This is a genomic window from Streptacidiphilus pinicola (assembly GCF_003258295.1).
In the GTDB taxonomy this organism is placed as follows: Bacteria; Actinomycetota; Actinomycetes; order Streptomycetales; family Streptomycetaceae; genus Streptacidiphilus; species Streptacidiphilus pinicola.
This window is the reverse complement of sequence record NZ_QKYN01000039.1, coordinates 1-15,931: the sequence shown is the minus strand read 5'-3', so window position 1 is coordinate 15,931 and position 15,931 is coordinate 1. Positions and strand designations below refer to the sequence as shown.

Sequence of the window (15,931 nt, the reverse complement as noted above, 5' to 3'; positions counted from 1 at the left end):
TCAGGCGGCGGTCTCGGCCGCCGTCTCCTGCTCCGCGGTCTCCTCGGCGGAGGCGGGCGCCCCGGCCGGGTGCTGCTCGCGGCGGGTGAAGAGGTAGAGGGCGCTGAGGGTGAGGAGCGCGGCGGCGGCGTAGGCGATGTCGCGGTAGAAGACCACGGAGATCAGCGCCGAACCGGCGGCCATGCCGAGCGCCTGGCCGGCGGTGATGGCGAAGGCGCGGGCGCCGGAGACGCGGCCGAGGAGCTCGTTCGGGGTGGTCAGCTGGAGTGCCGTGATCGCGCCGACGATGATGCAGGGCAGCCCGAAGCCGAAGAGCAGGGCGGCCGCGACGACCACGGCCGTCATCGGCACGGCCATGCCCAGCGCGCCCACACCGAACAGGGCCAGGCCCAGGGCGGTGAGCCTCCCCGCGCCGAGCGGGGTGAGCAGCCTGCCGGCCAGCAGGCCGCTGAGGATCCCGGACACGCCCATCACGGTGACCAGCACGCCGACCCAGGTCGGCGCGCGGTGCAGGCCGACGGTGGTGACCGCCAGCGAGAGCGTCTCGAACATGCCGATCACGAACAGGCCGAGGACCATCGCGCCGGTCAGCTGCCGCAGCGACGGCGTGCGCAGCAGGAAGCCGAAGCCGGCCGTGGTCTCCTGACGCCAGTTCAGCTCGGTGGGCCGCGGGCGCGGGTCGTCGACCTTGATGAAGGCCCAGCACAGGAAGCCCACGGCGAAGGAGGCCGCGTCGATCGCGGCCACCACGCCGCCGCCGAAGGCGGCCAGCAGCCCGATGCCGAGCGCCGGGGTGATCAGCCGCTGGCCCTGGGTCAGCGCCTGCGTCAGACCGTTGGCCGCGCCGAGCTGTTCCGGAGCGACCAGGCGCGGCAGCAGTGCCGTCGTCGCGGAGTCGGTGAGCGAGACGGCGAGGCCGTTGACGAACATGACGGCGTAGATCAGCCACACGTCGCCGGCCCCGTGCACCTGGGTGAGCGCGAGGACCAGCAGGCCGGTGACGGCGTTGGTGGCCAGCAGCAGCGGCTTGCGGCGCATGCTGTCCGCGACGTAGCCGGCGACGGGGGAGAGCAGCGTGCCGAGGATCAGGGCCAGCATGCACAGACCCGCCTGCGCGGTCGAGCCGGTGAGCTCCTTGACCCAGACACCCGCGGCGAGCCAGAGCGCGTAGTCGCCGACGGTGCTGAGCGTGGTGCCGAGGAAGTACAGGCGCATACGCGGTTGTGAGAGCAGGGTGCGCACGGGTGGTCCCCCTATCGGATCATCATGGGCATGACAGATATACCCTCGCCGTGACGGAGGGGGTAGGTGTTCGACCTGAGTCGCCGCTCAGGCTTCCGGCTCGACTGCGAACGGGACGTTGGAGACGACGACCTCGAACGGCACCGAGCCCTCCGGTCGCGCGGACGGGTCCTCGACGCGGTTCTGGAACCGCATCAGCAGGGCGAAGACCTCGTCCTTGACCTGTTCCATCTCCTCCGGTGTCACGAACAGGACCGCCTGGCCCTGGCCGGCGGCGCGCCGGACCGGCTCGGGGTACTGGTCGCGGGTCTGCTGGTAGCGCCGCCGCCGCTCGGCCCAGCGCTCGCTGAGCACGTCGGACAGGGCCGTCGCCGCCTGGGCGACGCTCGGGTCCGCGTCGTTCTCGTCGAACGACATTCCGGCGCCGTCCAGCCGCCACGGCCGCTCGCGCCCGGCGCCGCCGTCGGCGTGGGTGACGTACCCGTGCGCGGCGAGCGTCCGCAGGTGGTACGAGGCGTTCGAGGCGTTCCCCCCGACGATCTCCGCGGCCTCGGTCGCCGTCAGCGTCCCGCGCACGGCGAGCGCCTCCAGCAGCGCGATCCGCACCGGATGCGCCAGCGCCCGCAGCGTCCGCGGATCGCGGACGGACCGGAGAGGAGGGGTCGGTTCGGTTGGGCTCATGGCAGGAGCGTAGCCCTTGGGCGGGAGGTTGGAAAGAGTTCTTTCGAAAGAAGTCTTTCAGATCAGGACGAAGCAGCCCCGGACCGCGAGCTCGGCGAGCAGCGCCTCGCCCGGCCGGACGTCGGTCCAGCGCAGGTCGAGCTTCTCCAGGGCCGGGAGCCCGCTGAGCCAGCCGGGGAGGGTGGCCACGCGGTTGCCGCGCAGGTCGAGGTGGCGCAGCCGGGGGAGGGCCCGCAGGGCGTCGGGGACGGCGGTGAGGGCGTTGTCGCGCAGCTCCAGCACGCGCAGCTCCCGCAGCCCGGCCAGCTCGCCCGGCAGCGTGGTCAGCGCGTTGCCGCGCAGGTGCAGCTCGCGCAGCCGCGCCAGTCGGCCGAGCGAGGCGGGCAGGGCCGTCAGGCCGCAGTCCTGGGCCCGCAGTTCGACCAGCGCCGTCATCCCCCCGAGCGTCTCCGGGAGCCCGCCGAGCGGATTCTCGCCCACGTTGAGGTAGCGCAGCGCGTCCAGGCGCCCGAGGGAGTCCGGCAGCGCGGTCAGCCGGTTGTCGTGCAGGTAGAGGCAGTCCGCCAGCCCCACGAGCTCGCCGAGCTCCTCCGGCACGGCCGCCAGCGCGTTGTGGCCGACGTCCAGCGTCCGCAGCCGCCGCAGCCCGCCGATCCGCGGGGAGAGCCGGGTCAGCCCGGTGTCGGCCAGGATCAGCACCTCGGCCTCGCGGTCCGCCCACACCTCCTCCGGCACCTCGTCGAGCCGCTGTCGCCAGAGGTTGATCACGGTCGCCAACGCGGCTCCTTCCACGAAAAGGCGAGGGCGCCCGGCCGCAGTGCGGCCGGGCGCCCTCGGGACGTGTCGTCAGACGTCAGTTCGTCGCGCTCCGTGCCTCGGCGCGCTTGGCACGGACGTCGCCGACCTTGCGGCGGATGACCATGAGCGGAGCCATCAGCGCCAGGGCGACCTGGAGCGAGGCGCCGATCTGCAGCAGGGTCGCGCCGCCCGGCAGGCCCGTGGCCCAGGCCGTGAGGCAGCCCATCGAGACGACGATCCAGACCAGCGTGGCCGTGGCCAGCTTGCCCTGCGGCTTGGGGTACTCGACCTGGCTGACCATGAGCGCCGAGACCGCCACGATGCCGACCGCGCCCAGTGCGAACGGTGGGTTCAGCAGCACGATGGAGATCACCGTCAGCGCGCCCATCGGCGAGGGCATGCCCTGGAAGACGCCAGGACGGGCGGCCGTGCAGGAGAAGCGCGCGAGCCGCAGCACCACCGCCAGCAGCACCATGATCGCGATACCGGCGCTGATGCGCTGGTGCGCGCCGCCGGCGGTCATGCCCCAGACGACGACGAAGTACGCCGGCGCGATGCCGAAGCTGATCAGGTCCGCGAGGTTGTCCAGCTCCGCGCCCAGCGCGGAGGAGCGCAGCTTGCGCGCCACCAGGCCGTCGAAGAGGTCGCACATCGAGCCGATGAGCAGCAGCGTCACCGCGGCGGCCGCACTGCGGCGGTCCCCGCTCGTCGCCACGCCGGTGAGGTGCGGGATGAGCACGCCCGTCGTGGTGCAGTAGATCGCCAGGAAGCCGCAGACGGCGTTGCCCAGCGTGAACAGGTCCGCCGTGGAGAGGTGCTGGGGCGACAGCGGGCGGCGCAGCTCGCGGTCGCGGGCCCAGCGCAGCCGGCGCGCGACGCGCTCCTGCTCCTCGTCGTCCTGGTCGGCGTAGGCCGGTTCGTAGTGTTCAGGGTCAGTCACGGTCAAGGCGAGTCACCCCTGCCGTCGTCTTCTGCCCCACCTCGACGCCGGGCTGGACGCCCTCCGGGAGGTAGGTGTCGACGCGCGAGCCGAAGCGGATCAGGCCGACCCGCTCGCCGCGCTCGACCTTGGTGCCACTGGTGACGTACGGGACGATGCGACGGGCCACCGCGCCCGCGATCTGCACCATCTCGATGTCACCGAGCTCGGTGTCGAAGTGCCAGACGACCCGCTCGTTGCGGTCGCTGTCCTTGTTGAACGCCGGCACGTACCCGCCGGGCACGTGCTCGACGGAGCGCACGACGCCGTCCAGGGGAGCCCGGTTGACGTGCACGTTGAGCGGGCTCATGAAGATCGCCACGCGGGTGCGGCCGTCTGGCCAGGCGTCGATGCTCTGGACCACGCCGTCGGCGGGGGAGATCACGCGGCCGGCACCGAGCTCGCGCTCGGGGTCACGGAAGAACCAGAGCATGCCCGCGCTCAGCGCGGAGGCCGGTACCGCCGCCAGGGCCCATCTGCCGTTGCGCCGGGTGAGGGCGGTGCACGCGGCGGCCGTGAGCACGGTCGGGACGAGCCAGGGGGACGCTCCGCGGGCCAGCGTCACGCGCGGCCGGGAGGCGTCGGTCGGAAGGGACGGACGAAGGGGCATCGAAGACCTTTGTCGCGACCGACAAGGTCGCGGTGTCGAGGGGTTCGGGGACGACTGTGTCGAAGGCGACCTGTAATCGTCCGAGGGGATGCTATCGGCAGCGGGTGGTGCCGAAGCAAGCTCCGGGAACCCTGGTGGGGTGCTCCCGCGTTTCTCTCGGCTTTCTCTTTGCTCCGCCAAGGTAAGCCGGTTGGGCTGCCTGGGCCAAGGGTTGTAGGCGAACGGTGACAAACCCCTCAGATCCCTGGCCTGCGGGCCAGTTGAGCAGGGCAGGGAGGAACACAAGGAAATGGGGGCGTGAATCCTTACGATTCACGCCCCCAGGCTGCCGAAGTGCGCCATGCTCCCCAGCCTGCGCGCCCGGCAAGTCTGCTGCCTCACTCTGCGAGCTTGTACTCCTCCAGCAGGCGGCGGCCCACGATCATCTTCTGGATCTCCGCAGTACCTTCACCGATGAGCAGCATCGGGGCCTCGCGGTAGAGGCGCTCGATCTCGTACTCCTTGGAGAAGCCGTAGCCGCCGTGGATCCGGAAGGAGTCCTCGACGACCTCCTTGCAGTACTCGGAGGCCAGGTACTTGGCCATGCCGGCCTCGAGGTCGTTGCGCTGGCCGGAGTCCTTCTTGCGCGCGGCCATCACCATCATCTGGTGCGCGGCCTCGACCTTGGTGGCCATCTCGGCCAGCTTGAACTGGATGGCCTGGTGCTCGGCGATCTTCTTGCCGAAGGTCTGCCGCTGCTGCGCGTAGCGGATACCCAGCTCGAAGGCGCGCTGCGCGACACCGCAGCCGCGGGCGGCGACGTTGACGCGGCCGACCTCGACGCCGTCCATCATCTGGTAGAAGCCGCGGCCGGGGACGCCGCCCAGGATCCGGTCGGCGGGCAGCTTGACGTCCTCGAGCACCAGCTCGGTGGTGTCGACGCCCTTGTAGCCCATCTTCTCGATCTTGCCGGGGACGGTCAGACCCTTGACCGTCTCGTTCGGGCCGAAGCCCGGGGTCTTCTCGATCAGGAAGGTGGTGAGGTTCTTGTACGGCGAGGCGTGGCCCTCGTCCGTCTTGACCAGGCAGGCGATCACGGAGGACGTGCCACCGTTGGTCAGCCACATCTTCTGGCCGTTGAGGACGTAGAACTCGCCGCTCTCGTCCCTGGTCGCCTTGGTGGAGATGGCGGAGACGTCGGAACCCAGGCCCGGCTCGGACATGGAGAACGCGCCGCGGATCTCGCCGGTGGCCATGCGCGGCAGGAAGTAGTCCTTCTGCTCCTGCGTGCCGTGGGCGTTGATCATGTAGGCCACGATGAAGTGGGTGTTGATGATGCCCGACACCGACATCCAGCCGCGGGCGATCTCCTCCACGGTCAGCGCGTAGGTGAGCAGCGACTCGCCTAGGCCGCCGTACTCCTCCGGGATCATCAGGCCGAAGATCCCCATCTCCTTGAGGCCCTCGACGATGTCGGTGGGGTACTCGTCGCGGTGCTCCAGCTCGGTGGCGACCGGAATGATCTCCTTGTCGACAAAGCTGCGAACGGTCGCGAGGATCTCCTGCTGGATCTCGTTGAGACCTTCGGTCTGGGCGAGGCGTCCCATGGGTCGTGTCCTTCTGCGTCGGCGGCTGGGGGCCGGTCCGGGCGCCCCACGGGCGTGGCATACACCGTGGAGCGCCCGAGCACTGGGGGGGGGAGGGTCAGTCCTGGAGCTCCGGGCGGCCGGGCTGCTCGCCCCCGCGCTCCTTGATGTACGTCTCGGTCGGCACCATGACCTTGCGGCGGAAGACGCAGACCAGGGTGCCGTCCTGCTTGTAGCCCTTGGTCTCGACGTAGACGATGCCGCGGTCCGGCTTCGAGGTCATGTTCTTGTCGAGGACCGTGGTCTCGCCGTAGATCGTGTCGCCGTGGAAGGTCGGCGCCACGTGCTTGAGCGACTCGATCTCCAGGTTGGCGATCGCCTTGCCGGACACGTCCGGGACGGACATGCCGAGCAGCAGCGAGTAGATGTAGTTGCCGACCACGACGTTCTTGCCCTGCACGGTGGTGGTCGCGTAGTTCGCGTCCATGTGCAGCGGGTGGTGGTTCATCGTGAGCAGGCAGAAGAGGTGGTCGTCGTACTCGGTGACGGTCTTTCCGGGCCAGTGCTTGTAGACCGCGCCGACCTCGAACTCCTCGTAGGTGCGTCCGAACTGCATCGCGCCCCTCAGCTTTCCGGAATCTCGAACTTGGTGGTGCGCTGCATGCCGGCGGCGCGGCCCTTGCCGGAGATGACCAGGGCCATCTTGCGGGAGGCCTCGTCGATCATCTCGTCGCCGAGCATCGCGGAGCCCTTCTTGCCGCCCGCCTCGGAGGTGCACCAGTCGTAGGCGTCCAGGATCAGCTCGGCGTGGTCGTAGTCCTCCTGGGAGGGCGAGTAGACCTCGTTGGCGGCGTCGACCTGGCCGGGGTGCAGCACCCACTTGCCGTCGAAGCCCAGCGCGGCGCTGCGGCCGGCGACCTCGCGGTAGCCGTCGACGTTCTTGATCTGCAGGTAGGGGCCGTCGATGGCCTGCAGGTCGTTGGCGCGGGCCGCCATCAGGATGCGCATCAGGATGTAGTGGTACGCGTCGGCCGGGTAGCCGGGCGGCTGCTCACCGACGACCAGGGACTTCATGTTGATGGAGGCCATGAAGTCGGCCGGGCCGAAGATGATGGTCTCCAGACGCGGGCTCGCCTCGGCGATCGCGTCCACGTTGATCAGGCCCTTGGCGTTCTCGATCTGCGCCTCGATGCCGATCTTGCCGACCTCGAAGCCCATGGTCTTCTCGATCTGCGTCAGCAGCAGGTCCAGCGCGACGATCTGCTGGGCGTCCTGGACCTTGGGCAGCATGATGCAGTCCAGGTTCTGCCCGGCGCCCTCGACGACGGTGACGACGTCACGGTAGGTCCAGTGCGTGGTCCAGTCGTTGACCCGGACCACGCGGGTCTTGCCGGTCCAGTCGCCGTTGTTCAGGAAGTCGACGATGGTGTGGCGGGCGCCCTCCTTCGCCAGCGGCGCGCAGGCGTCCTCCAGGTCCAGGAAGACCTGGTCGGCGGGCAGGCCCTGGGCCTTCTCCAGGAAGCGCGGGTTCGAGCCGGGGACGGCCAGGCAGGAACGGCGCGGACGCAAGCGGTTGACGTTGCTCATGAGGCGAGGGTCTCTTCCTTCTGAGTCTTACGGGTGGTGAAGATCGGGTCCAGGCCGTGGGCCAGACGGATCTCGTCGACGATACGGCCGATGATCGCGGTGATCCCGAAGTCCTTCGGAGTGAACACCGCCGCCACGCCCTGGGCAAGCAGGGCCTGCTCGTCCGCGGCGGGGATGATCCCGCCGACCACGACCGGCATGTCCTCGACTCCCGCGCGCCGCAGGCGCTGGAGCACGTCCGGCACCAGCTCGGCGTGGGCGCCGGAGAGGATCGACAGACCGACGCAGTGGACGTCCTCGGCGATGGCCGCGGCCGTGATCTGCTCGGGCGTCAGCCGGATGCCCTGGTAGACGACCTCGAAGCCGGCGTCGCGGGCGCGCACGGCGATCTGCTCGGCGCCGTTGGAGTGGCCGTCCAGGCCGGGCTTGCCGACCAGCAGCCGCAGCTTGCCGCTGCCGAGCTCCTCGGCCGTGCGGGCGACGGCCTCGCGGACCGTGAGCAGCTCGGAGCCGGACTCCGGGTCGATCGTGCCGGTGATCGGCGCGCCGCCGACGCCCGTGGGGGCACGGTACTCGCCGAAGACGTCCCGCAGCGCCTGGGCCCACTCGCCCGTGGTGACGCCCGCGCGGACGCAGGCCAGGGTGGCGGTCATCAGGTTGGCGTCGGTCGCGGCCTGTGCCTTGAGCTCGCCCAGCGCCGCCTGCGCGGCGGCCTCGTCGCGCTCGGCCAGCCAGCCGGTGAAGGCCTCGGCCACGGCACGCTCGGCGTCCCCGTCCACGACCATGATCGCGGTGTCCAGGTCGGCGGTCAGCGGGCTCGGCTCGGTGGTCTCGTAGCAGTTGACGCCGACGACCTTGTCCTCGCCCGACTCGATCCGGGCGCGCCGCTCGGCGTGCGAGGCGACCAGTGCGGCCTTCAGGTAGCCGGACTCGACGGCGGCCACGGCCCCGCCCATCTCCTGCACCTTGGCGATCTCCGCCTCGGCGCCGGCGAGCAGCTCGGCGACCTTGGCCTCGACCACGACGGAGCCGGTGAACAGGTCCCCGTACTCCAGCAGGTCCGACTCGAACGCCAGGACCTGCTGGATGCGCAGCGACCACTGCTGGTCCCAGGGCCGGGGCAGACCCAGCGCCTCGTTCCAGGCCGGCAGCTGCACGGCGCGCGCCCGCGCGTCCTTCGAGAGCGTCACGGCGAGCATCTCCAGCACGATGCGCTGGACGTTGTTCTCCGGCTGCGCCTCGGTCAGGCCCAGAGAGTTGACCTGGACGCCGTAGCGGAACCGGCGCTGCTTGGGGTCGGTGACGCCGTAACGCTCCAGCGTCACCTTCTCCCACAGCTGGGCGAAGGCCCGCAGCTTGCACATCTCCTCGACGAAGCGGACGCCCGCGTTGACGAAGAAGGAGATCCGGGCGACGACCTCGCCCATCTGCTCCGGCTTGACCTGGCCGCTGTCACGGACCGCGTCGAGCACGGCGATGGCCGTGCACATCGCGAACGCCAGCTCCTGCACCGGCGTGGCCCCGGCCTCCTGCAGGTGGTAGCTGCAGATGTTGATCGGGTTCCACTTGGGGATGTTGGCGACCGTGTACGCGATCATGTCGGTGGTCAGCCGGATGGAGGGCCCGGGCGGGAAGACGTGCGTCCCGCGCGACAGGTACTCCTTGATGATGTCGTTCTGGGTGGTCCCGGTCAGCTTGGCGATGTCCGCGCCCTGCTCCTCGGCGACCACCTGGTACATCGCCAGCAGCCACATGGCCGTGGCGTTGATGGTCATCGAGGTGTTGGTGCGCTCCAGCGGGATGCCCTCGAAGAGGGTCCGCATGTCGCCCACGTGGCTGACCGGGACTCCGACCCGCCCGACCTCGCCGCGGGCGAGGACGTGGTCGGGGTTGTAGCCGGTCTGCGTCGGCAGGTCGAAGGCGACGGAGAGGCCCGTCTGACCCTTCGCCAGGTTCTTCCGGTACAGCTCGTTCGAGGCGGCCGCGGAGGAGTGCCCCGCGTACGTCCTCATCAGCCAGGGCCGGTCCCGATGGACAGTCATCTCTGGTTACTCCCCGCGGAAGCGGTTGATGGCCGGGAGGTGCTTGGCGCGGAGCTCGTGGTCCGTGACGCCGAGGCCCTCCTCCGGCGCCAGGCACAGGACGCCGACCTTGCCCTGGTGCTTGTTGTGGTGCACGTCCAGCGAGGCCTGGCCGGTCTCGGCGAGGGTGTAGGTCTTCGACAGCGTCGGGTGGATCTTGCCCTTGGCGATCAGGCGGTTGGCCTCCCACGCCTCGCGGTAGTTCGCGAAGTGCGAACCGACGATGCGCTTGAGGGACATCCACAGGTAGCGGTTGTCGTACTGGTGCATGTAGCCCGAGGTCGAGGCGCAGGTGACGACGGTGCCGCCCTTGCGGGTGACGTAGACCGAGGCGCCGAAGGTCTCGCGGCCCGGGTGCTCGAAGACGATGTCGACGTCCTCACCGCCGGTCAGCTCGCGGATCTTGCCGCCGAAGCGCTTCCACTCGCGCGGGTCCTGGTTGTGCTCGTCCTTCCAGAACTTGTAGCCCTCGGCGGAGCGGTCGATGATCGCCTCGGCGCCCATCTCCTCGCAGATCTTCGCCTTGGCCGGGCTGGAGACGACGCAGATCGGGTTGGCGCCGCCGGCCAGCGCGTACTGGGTGGCGTAGGAGCCGAGGCCGCCGGAGGCGCCCCAGATCAGCACGTTGTCGCCCTGCTTCATACCGGCGCCGTTGCGGGAGACCAGCTGACGGTAGGCGGTGGAGTTGACCAGGCCCGGGGAGGCGGCCTCCTCCCAGGTGAGGTGCTCCGGCTTGGGCATCAGCTGGTTGGACTTGACCAGCGCGATCTCGGCCAGACCGCCGTAGTTGGTCTCGAAGCCCCAGATGCGCTGCTCGGGGTCCAGCATGGTGTCGTTGTGGCCGTCGGCGCTCTCCAGCTCGACGCTGAGACAGTGGGCGACCACCTTGTCGCCGGGCTTCCATGCGTGCACGCCCGGCCCGGTGCGCAGCACCACGCCCGCCAGGTCGGAGCCGAGGACGTGGAAGTCCTGGTTGTGACGCGCGGTCTCGGGCGAGAGGCGGCCATAACGCTCCAGGAATCCGAAGGTGGAGACCGGCTCGAAGATCGAGCTCCACACGGTGTTGTAGTTGACCGCGCTGGCCATCACCGCGACCAGGGCCTCGCCCGGGCCGAGCTCCGGCAGGGCGATCTCGTCCAGGTGCAGGGACTTGCGCGGGTCCTTGTTGCGGCTCTCCTGGCCCGCGAACATCTCCTGCTCGTCCTTGTGGAGCGTGATCGCGCGGTAGGACTCCGGGAGCTCCAGCGCCGCGTATTCGGCGGCGGTGGTCTCCGGGTTCTGGATCGCGGCGAGGATTTCCTTCATGGCTGCCATGGCTGCCTCCGGCGGCGGCGTACCTGCACGAGGGATGCAGGGTGCGTCAGTGGGACGGGGGGCGGTCTGTTGTGTGGCCGGGAGCGGACGCCGGCTACGTCAGTCGCGGTAAGGATCTGAAACGGTGCTGCTTCGAGATTGGGGCCTGCGCAGGGGTGGCGCGCGGGCGGGAGGTCGAGGCGCGCCGGGGTGGGGAGCCGCGGCGCCGCGACCAGTGGGTAACAACGTACTGGCACCCTGTGCCACTCGTAAAGACACTGCGTGCCACCAATTGCATCCAGTGTCACGTGAGCGTCATCACCTTGCAACACGACACAGCAGTCCCCCGCCGAATCCGGCGGGGGACTGCTGTGTGTGACTGGTGTGACCTGCGATTATTCCTCGTTCTGGCCGGTCAGGGCGGCGCGGATGCCGGCCATGACCTGGTCCAGCGGGGCGTCCGCGCGGGCGACGGTGATGACGAAGTCGTCGCCGTGGGTGTCACTCGGTGCCAGCTGGAGTGCCGGGCGGTCGCCGCGGCGGGTGGAGAGGTCGCCCCAGAAGGTCCGCCGGATGGCCTCGAAGGCGTGGTCCAACTGGGACTCCACCTCGCCCCGGCCGCCGGCCCGCAGCCAGCGCCGCAGCACGTGGTTGTGGGCCGCGACGACGGCCGCCGCCGAGACCTCGGCGAGCATCGCGTCGTCGCCCTGGTCGGTGTCGAACCGGCCCAGCAGGTAGCGGGTGAACAGCCGCTCGTAGCGGGCGACCACCGCGATCTCGCGCTCGCGCAGCGTCGGCACCTGACGGATCAGCCGGTAGCGGGCCACCGAGACCGAGGGGGTGGCCGCGTACATCCGCAGCACCTCCTTGATGCCCCGGCAGACCACGTCCAGCGGATGCTCGCTCGGGTCGGCGCTGGCCAGCAGGTCGGCCACCCGGACCAGGGTGTCGTCGTGGTCCGGGAAGATCGCCTCCTCCTTCGACCGGAAGTACCGGAAGAAGGTGCGCCGGGCGACGCCCGCCGCCGCGGCGATCTGGTCGACCGTCGTCTCCTCGTAGCCCTGCGAGGCGAACAGCTCCATGGCCGCTGTGGCCAGTTCCTGGCGCATCAGCTGCCGTTGGGCCGTCGCCCGGCGGGTGGCACCGCCGTTGCCGCCGGACGTCCCCGCGTCGCTTGCGGCGCCGTCCAGGCCCGCCTGCTCCAGCAGCTGCTGTTCCGTGGTCATGACGGGAAGGCTACCTGGCCTCATCGACGCGCGTGGTCGCGGAAGCCGCGGCCGGTCTTGCGGCCCAGGCAGCCCGCGGTCACCAGGTGCTCCAGCAGCGGTGCCGGCGCCAGGCCCGGCTCGCGGAACTCCGCGTGCAGCACCTTCTCGATGGTCAGCGAGACGTCCAGGCCGACCACGTCCAGCAGCTCGAACGGGCCCATCGGATAGCCGCAGCCCAGCTTCATCGCGGTGTCGACGTCGTCGACCGAGGCGTAGTGCTCCTCGATCATCCGCACGGCGTCGTTGAGGTACGGGAAGAGCAGCGCGTTCACGATGAAGCCGGCCCGGTCGCCGCACTCCACCGGGTGCTTGCGGACCGTGGCGCACAGGTCCAGCACGGTCTCGGTGACGTCCTCGGCGGTCAGCACGGTGGAGACCACCTCGACCAGCTTCATGGCCGGGGCCGGGTTGAAGAAGTGCATGCCGATGACGTCCTGCGGGCGGCTGGTGGCCGTCGCGCACTGGATCACCGGGAGCGAGGAGGTGGTCGTGGCCAGCACCGCGCCCGGCTTGCAGATCTTGTCGAGGGTGGCGAACAGCTCGCGCTTGACCGCCAGGTCCTCGGCGACGGCCTCCAGGACCAGGTCGACGCCGTGCAGGTCCTCGTAGCTGCCGCTCGGGGTGACCCGGGCCAGGGTGGCGTCGCGGTCCTCCTCGGAGAGGCGGCCCTTGGCGACCATGCGGTCCAGCGACTTCTGGATCGCGGCCTTGGACCGGTCGGCCTTCTCCTGGCTGCGGGCGACCTGGGTGACGGTGTAACCCGCCTTGGCGAAGACCTCGGCGATGCCGTTGGCCATCGTGCCCGAGCCGCAGACTCCGACGCTGCGCACCTCGCGGCCCGCGACGCGCACCTTGTTGGCGGAGCCCTCCTCGGCGACGACCTCGGAGGAGCCGGGCGCGGCGTAGCTGTAGAAGCCGCGACCCGACTTGCGGCCCAGCAGGCCCGCGGCGGCCAGCTGGCCGAGGATCGGCGCGGGCGCGTGCAGGCGGTCGTGGGACTGCGCGTACATCGCCTCCAGCACGGTCTTGGCGGTGTCGATGCCGATCAGGTCCAGCAGGGCCAGCGGGCCCATCGGCAGACCGCAGCCGAAGCGCATCGCGGCGTCGATGTCCTCGCGGCTGGCGTAGCGCGACTCGAACATCGCGGCGGCCTGGTTCAGGTAGGCGAAGAGCAGCCCGTTGACGATGAACCCGGCCCGGTCCCCGGCGGCGACCGGCGACTTGCCGAGCGAGCGGGCGAACTCCGCCGCGTCCTCGGCGGCCTGTGGGCTCGTCAGCACCGTGCGGACCACCTCGACCAGCTGCATCACCGGCGCGGGGTTGAAGAAGTGCAGGCCGAGGATGCGCTCCGGGCGGCCGGTCGCGGCGGCGATGCGGGTGACCGAGAGGGCGGTGGTGCCGGTCGCGAGGACGGTCTCCGGCGGGCAGATCTTGTCGAGCTCGGCGAAGATCTCGCGCTTCAGCTCCAGCTGCTCCGGCACCTCCTCGATCACCAGCTGCGCCCCGGCGGCGGCGGTGAGCTCCTCGGTCACCGTGATCCGCCCGAGCAGCGCGGCGCGCTCCTCCTCGGACAGTCGGCCACGGCGCACGGAGTGCGCGGTGGCCTCCTCGATCCGCGCCCGCGCGGCGTGCGCCTCGGCGGCGGTGGCCTCGATGCCGATCACCTGGCGGCCGCTGCGGGCGACGATCTCGGCGATCCCGGCACCCATGGTGCCGAGGCCGACGACGGCGACGGTGGGGAAGACGGAATTCTCGGACATGGCGTGACTCCTGGGAAGCAGGGAGTACGCCGCGGTCGTTCCGCTCCGACGCGGCGGCGAGAGAAAAGGGTGCACACGGTGCGACTGAGGACCGTGAAGAGAAGTCGCCGAGGGCGCAGGCTCAGCGTGAAGAAGGCCGTGGTGATGAACCACGTGAACGCTCCGTCGCGGCGGCTCCCAACGCCGACGGAGGTGGTGCCGACACCATACCCCGGCTACCGCCCGGTAGGAAGAGGGCGCCGAGCGTCAGCGCGAACTGCAGCGCTGTCCCGAGGACCATGGCCAGCCAGACCCCCTGCGCGCCCCCGGCGCTGCTCAGCGCCCAGGCGAGGGCGATCTGGACCGCCGCGCCGACCAGGGTGATCCGGAACATGACCGGGGCCCGGCCCGTCGCCAGCAGCGCCCCGGCGAGGGCGACGACCCCGGCGAGGGCGAGCAGGTAGCCGGCCAGGTAGCGCAGCAGGACCACGCCGGTGTGGACGACGGCGGCGTCGTGGGTGAACAGGCGCAGCAGCGGTTCGGGCGCGGCGAGCAGGACCGCGTCCGCGACGAGCGCCGCACTCCAGGCGAGGCGCAGCGCCTCGCGTCCGATCGGGGCGAGCGCGTCCGGGGCGGTGCTGAGCCGGATCGAGGCCGCCTGACGGACGGCGTAGAACGCCATGGTGGCGAGCAGCATGATCCGGGTGCCGATGCCGTAGGCGGCGAGCGGTACCGCGCCGAAGCGTGCCGTCAGCGCGACCATGGCCAGGCCGATCAGCATCCGGGTGACGAAGTCGGCGGCGGTCGGCACGCCGACGCGCAGGATACGCCGGGCGGCCTGGCGGGTGGTCAGGCGGTCGGTCGGGCCGGATGTGCTCGCGTCGTCGCGTCCCAGCAGGCGGCGCACCCGGAGCAGGCTGATAACCAGCGGCGCCACCCGGGAGGCGACCAGGGCGAGCGCGGCGCCGGTGACGCCGAGTCTCGGCGCGCCGAGCAGCCCGTAGATCAGCACCGGGTCCAGGACGAGCAGGGTGGCGTTGGCCAGCAGGGCCATCCGCATCGGTGTCCGGGTGTCGCCGAGTCCCTTGAAGACGCCGTCGACGACGTTCTGCGCGAAGAAGACGGCGATCCCGGGCATCGAGATCGCGAGAAAGGCGGCGGTCGGCCCGCTCTGAGCGGCGTCGCCGCCGGTCAGCGCGGCGGCCAGCGGCGCGCGGGCGGCCCAGCCGCCCAGCGCCACCAGCGGGGTGACGGCCAGCCAGAGCAGGCCCGCCGCCCGGGCCGTGACCCGCAGCGCGCCGCGGTCGGGGGCGAGCAGCACGGTGGCGCCGATGCCGATCGCCAGCACCACCCCGAGCAGCACGTTCTCGACGGTGCTCGCGACGGCGACCGCCCCGATCGCGGTGCGTCCCAGCCGGGCGACCCAGAAGGTGTCGACGATCCCGGCGACCACGCCCGAGAGCAGTTCCACGTAGACGGGCCCGGCGAGTCCGAGCAGCTTGGAGGAGGCCATGGGCAGGAGGCTACCTCTCATCGAGTGTCTCGAATAGAGGTAGCCTGAGAATGGTGGTCGTCGCTCGTCGTCGCTCACGGAAAGGAGTCGGCCCGGTGCTCACCCTGGCCGTCCTCGGCTTCCTCGCGGAGGAGCCGCTGCACGCCTACGAGCTGCGGCGACGCATCTCCGATCTGATGGGCCACGCCCGCCCCGTCAGCGACGGCGCGCTCTACCCGGCCCTCAACCGACTCCAGAAGGCCGGCCTCCTGACCCGCCACGCGGAGGAGACGGGCACCGGCCCGACCCGCCAGGTCCTCACCCTGACCGAACCCGGCCGGGCGGAACTCCTGCGGCGCCTCACCGAGCCGTCCGAGATCGAGATCTCCGACGGCTCCTCCTTCTTCACCCTCCTCGCCTTCCTCGGCCACCTGCCCGACCCGGCCGACCAGGCACGCGTCCTGCGCCGCCGGCTCGCCTTCCTCACCGGGCCGGCCGGCTTCTTCCATGCGGACGGCCGTCCGCTGCGCGCGGCCGAGGTCAGCGACCGGTACCGCAAGGGGATGCTGGTGGTGGCCCGCGCCCAGAGCAAGGCC

Annotated in this window: 14 protein-coding genes; 1 reads left to right on the top strand and 13 read right to left on the bottom strand. The window is 70.8% G+C overall.

All coding sequences use genetic code 11. The features are described 5' to 3' along the window. The 13 genes from DN069_RS10790 to DN069_RS10730 all read right to left on the bottom strand — a co-directional run bounded on the left by DN069_RS10790 (nucleotide 1) and on the right by DN069_RS10730 (nucleotide 15,356). The gene (locus DN069_RS10790; RefSeq protein WP_133259884.1) at nucleotides 1–1,242 is read right to left on the bottom strand and encodes an MFS transporter; all 1,242 of its coding nucleotides are present in this window, start codon (nucleotides 1,240–1,242) and stop codon (nucleotides 1–3) included. Between the two features lie 87 nt (nucleotides 1,243–1,329). Continuing rightward, the gene (locus DN069_RS10785; RefSeq protein WP_111500686.1) at nucleotides 1,330–1,923 is read right to left on the bottom strand and encodes an ArsR/SmtB family transcription factor; all 594 of its coding nucleotides are present in this window, start codon (nucleotides 1,921–1,923) and stop codon (nucleotides 1,330–1,332) included. A 57-nt stretch (nucleotides 1,924–1,980) separates the two neighbouring features. Beyond that, on the bottom strand, nucleotides 1,981–2,688 hold the full coding sequence (locus tag DN069_RS10780) for a leucine-rich repeat domain-containing protein (protein WP_111500720.1): 708 nt from the start codon (nucleotides 2,686–2,688) through the stop codon (nucleotides 1,981–1,983). 88 nt (nucleotides 2,689–2,776) lie between these two features. Continuing rightward, nucleotides 2,777–3,667 (bottom strand): CDP-diacylglycerol--serine O-phosphatidyltransferase, encoded by an 891-nt coding sequence (gene pssA / locus DN069_RS10775; protein ID WP_111500685.1) that lies wholly within the window; start codon nucleotides 3,665–3,667, stop codon nucleotides 2,777–2,779. After that, nucleotides 3,654–4,310: a phosphatidylserine decarboxylase gene (locus tag DN069_RS10770; protein WP_111500684.1), complete on the bottom strand. Its 657-nt coding sequence runs from the start codon at nucleotides 4,308–4,310 to the stop codon at nucleotides 3,654–3,656. Before DN069_RS10770 ends, pssA begins: the two co-directional genes overlap by 14 nt. A 377-nt stretch (nucleotides 4,311–4,687) precedes the next feature. Next, entirely contained in the window at nucleotides 4,688–5,896 is a 1,209-nt protein-coding gene (locus DN069_RS10765; RefSeq protein ID WP_111500683.1) for an acyl-CoA dehydrogenase family protein, read from the bottom strand. 97 nt (nucleotides 5,897–5,993) lie between these two features. Then, nucleotides 5,994–6,491, bottom strand: a complete 498-nt coding sequence (locus tag DN069_RS10760) for a MaoC family dehydratase (protein ID WP_042413683.1) — start codon at nucleotides 6,489–6,491, stop codon at nucleotides 5,994–5,996. A gap of 8 nt (nucleotides 6,492–6,499) precedes the next feature. Next, nucleotides 6,500–7,462: an HpcH/HpaI aldolase/citrate lyase family protein gene (locus DN069_RS10755; protein WP_042441405.1), complete on the bottom strand. Its 963-nt coding sequence runs from the start codon at nucleotides 7,460–7,462 to the stop codon at nucleotides 6,500–6,502. Next, nucleotides 7,459–9,504, bottom strand: coding sequence for a protein meaA (locus tag DN069_RS10750; protein WP_111500682.1), 2,046 nt, complete (start codon nucleotides 9,502–9,504; stop codon nucleotides 7,459–7,461). The genes DN069_RS10755 and DN069_RS10750 overlap by 4 nt, the downstream gene beginning before the upstream one ends. A gap of 6 nt (nucleotides 9,505–9,510) precedes the next feature. After that, a complete protein-coding gene (gene ccrA / locus DN069_RS10745; RefSeq protein WP_111500719.1) occupies nucleotides 9,511–10,848 on the bottom strand; it encodes a crotonyl-CoA carboxylase/reductase in 1,338 nt (445 codons plus the stop codon). Nucleotides 10,849–11,231: 383 nt separating this feature from the next. Then, complete coding sequence (locus DN069_RS10740) at nucleotides 11,232–12,062, bottom strand: TetR family transcriptional regulator (protein WP_111500681.1); 831 nt, start codon at nucleotides 12,060–12,062, stop codon at nucleotides 11,232–11,234. A 20-nt stretch (nucleotides 12,063–12,082) separates the two neighbouring features. Then, entirely contained in the window at nucleotides 12,083–13,864 is a 1,782-nt protein-coding gene (locus DN069_RS10735; protein ID WP_111500680.1) for a 3-hydroxyacyl-CoA dehydrogenase family protein, read from the bottom strand. A gap of 121 nt (nucleotides 13,865–13,985) precedes the next feature. After that, on the bottom strand, nucleotides 13,986–15,356 hold the full coding sequence (locus DN069_RS10730; protein ID WP_243639081.1) for an MATE family efflux transporter: 1,371 nt from the start codon (nucleotides 15,354–15,356) through the stop codon (nucleotides 13,986–13,988). 95 nt (nucleotides 15,357–15,451) lie between these two features. Here DN069_RS10730 and DN069_RS10725 point away from each other — a divergent pair. Next, nucleotides 15,452–15,931, top strand: a 480-nt coding sequence (locus DN069_RS10725) for a PadR family transcriptional regulator (protein WP_111500678.1), incomplete at its 3' end; no start/stop codon positions are given.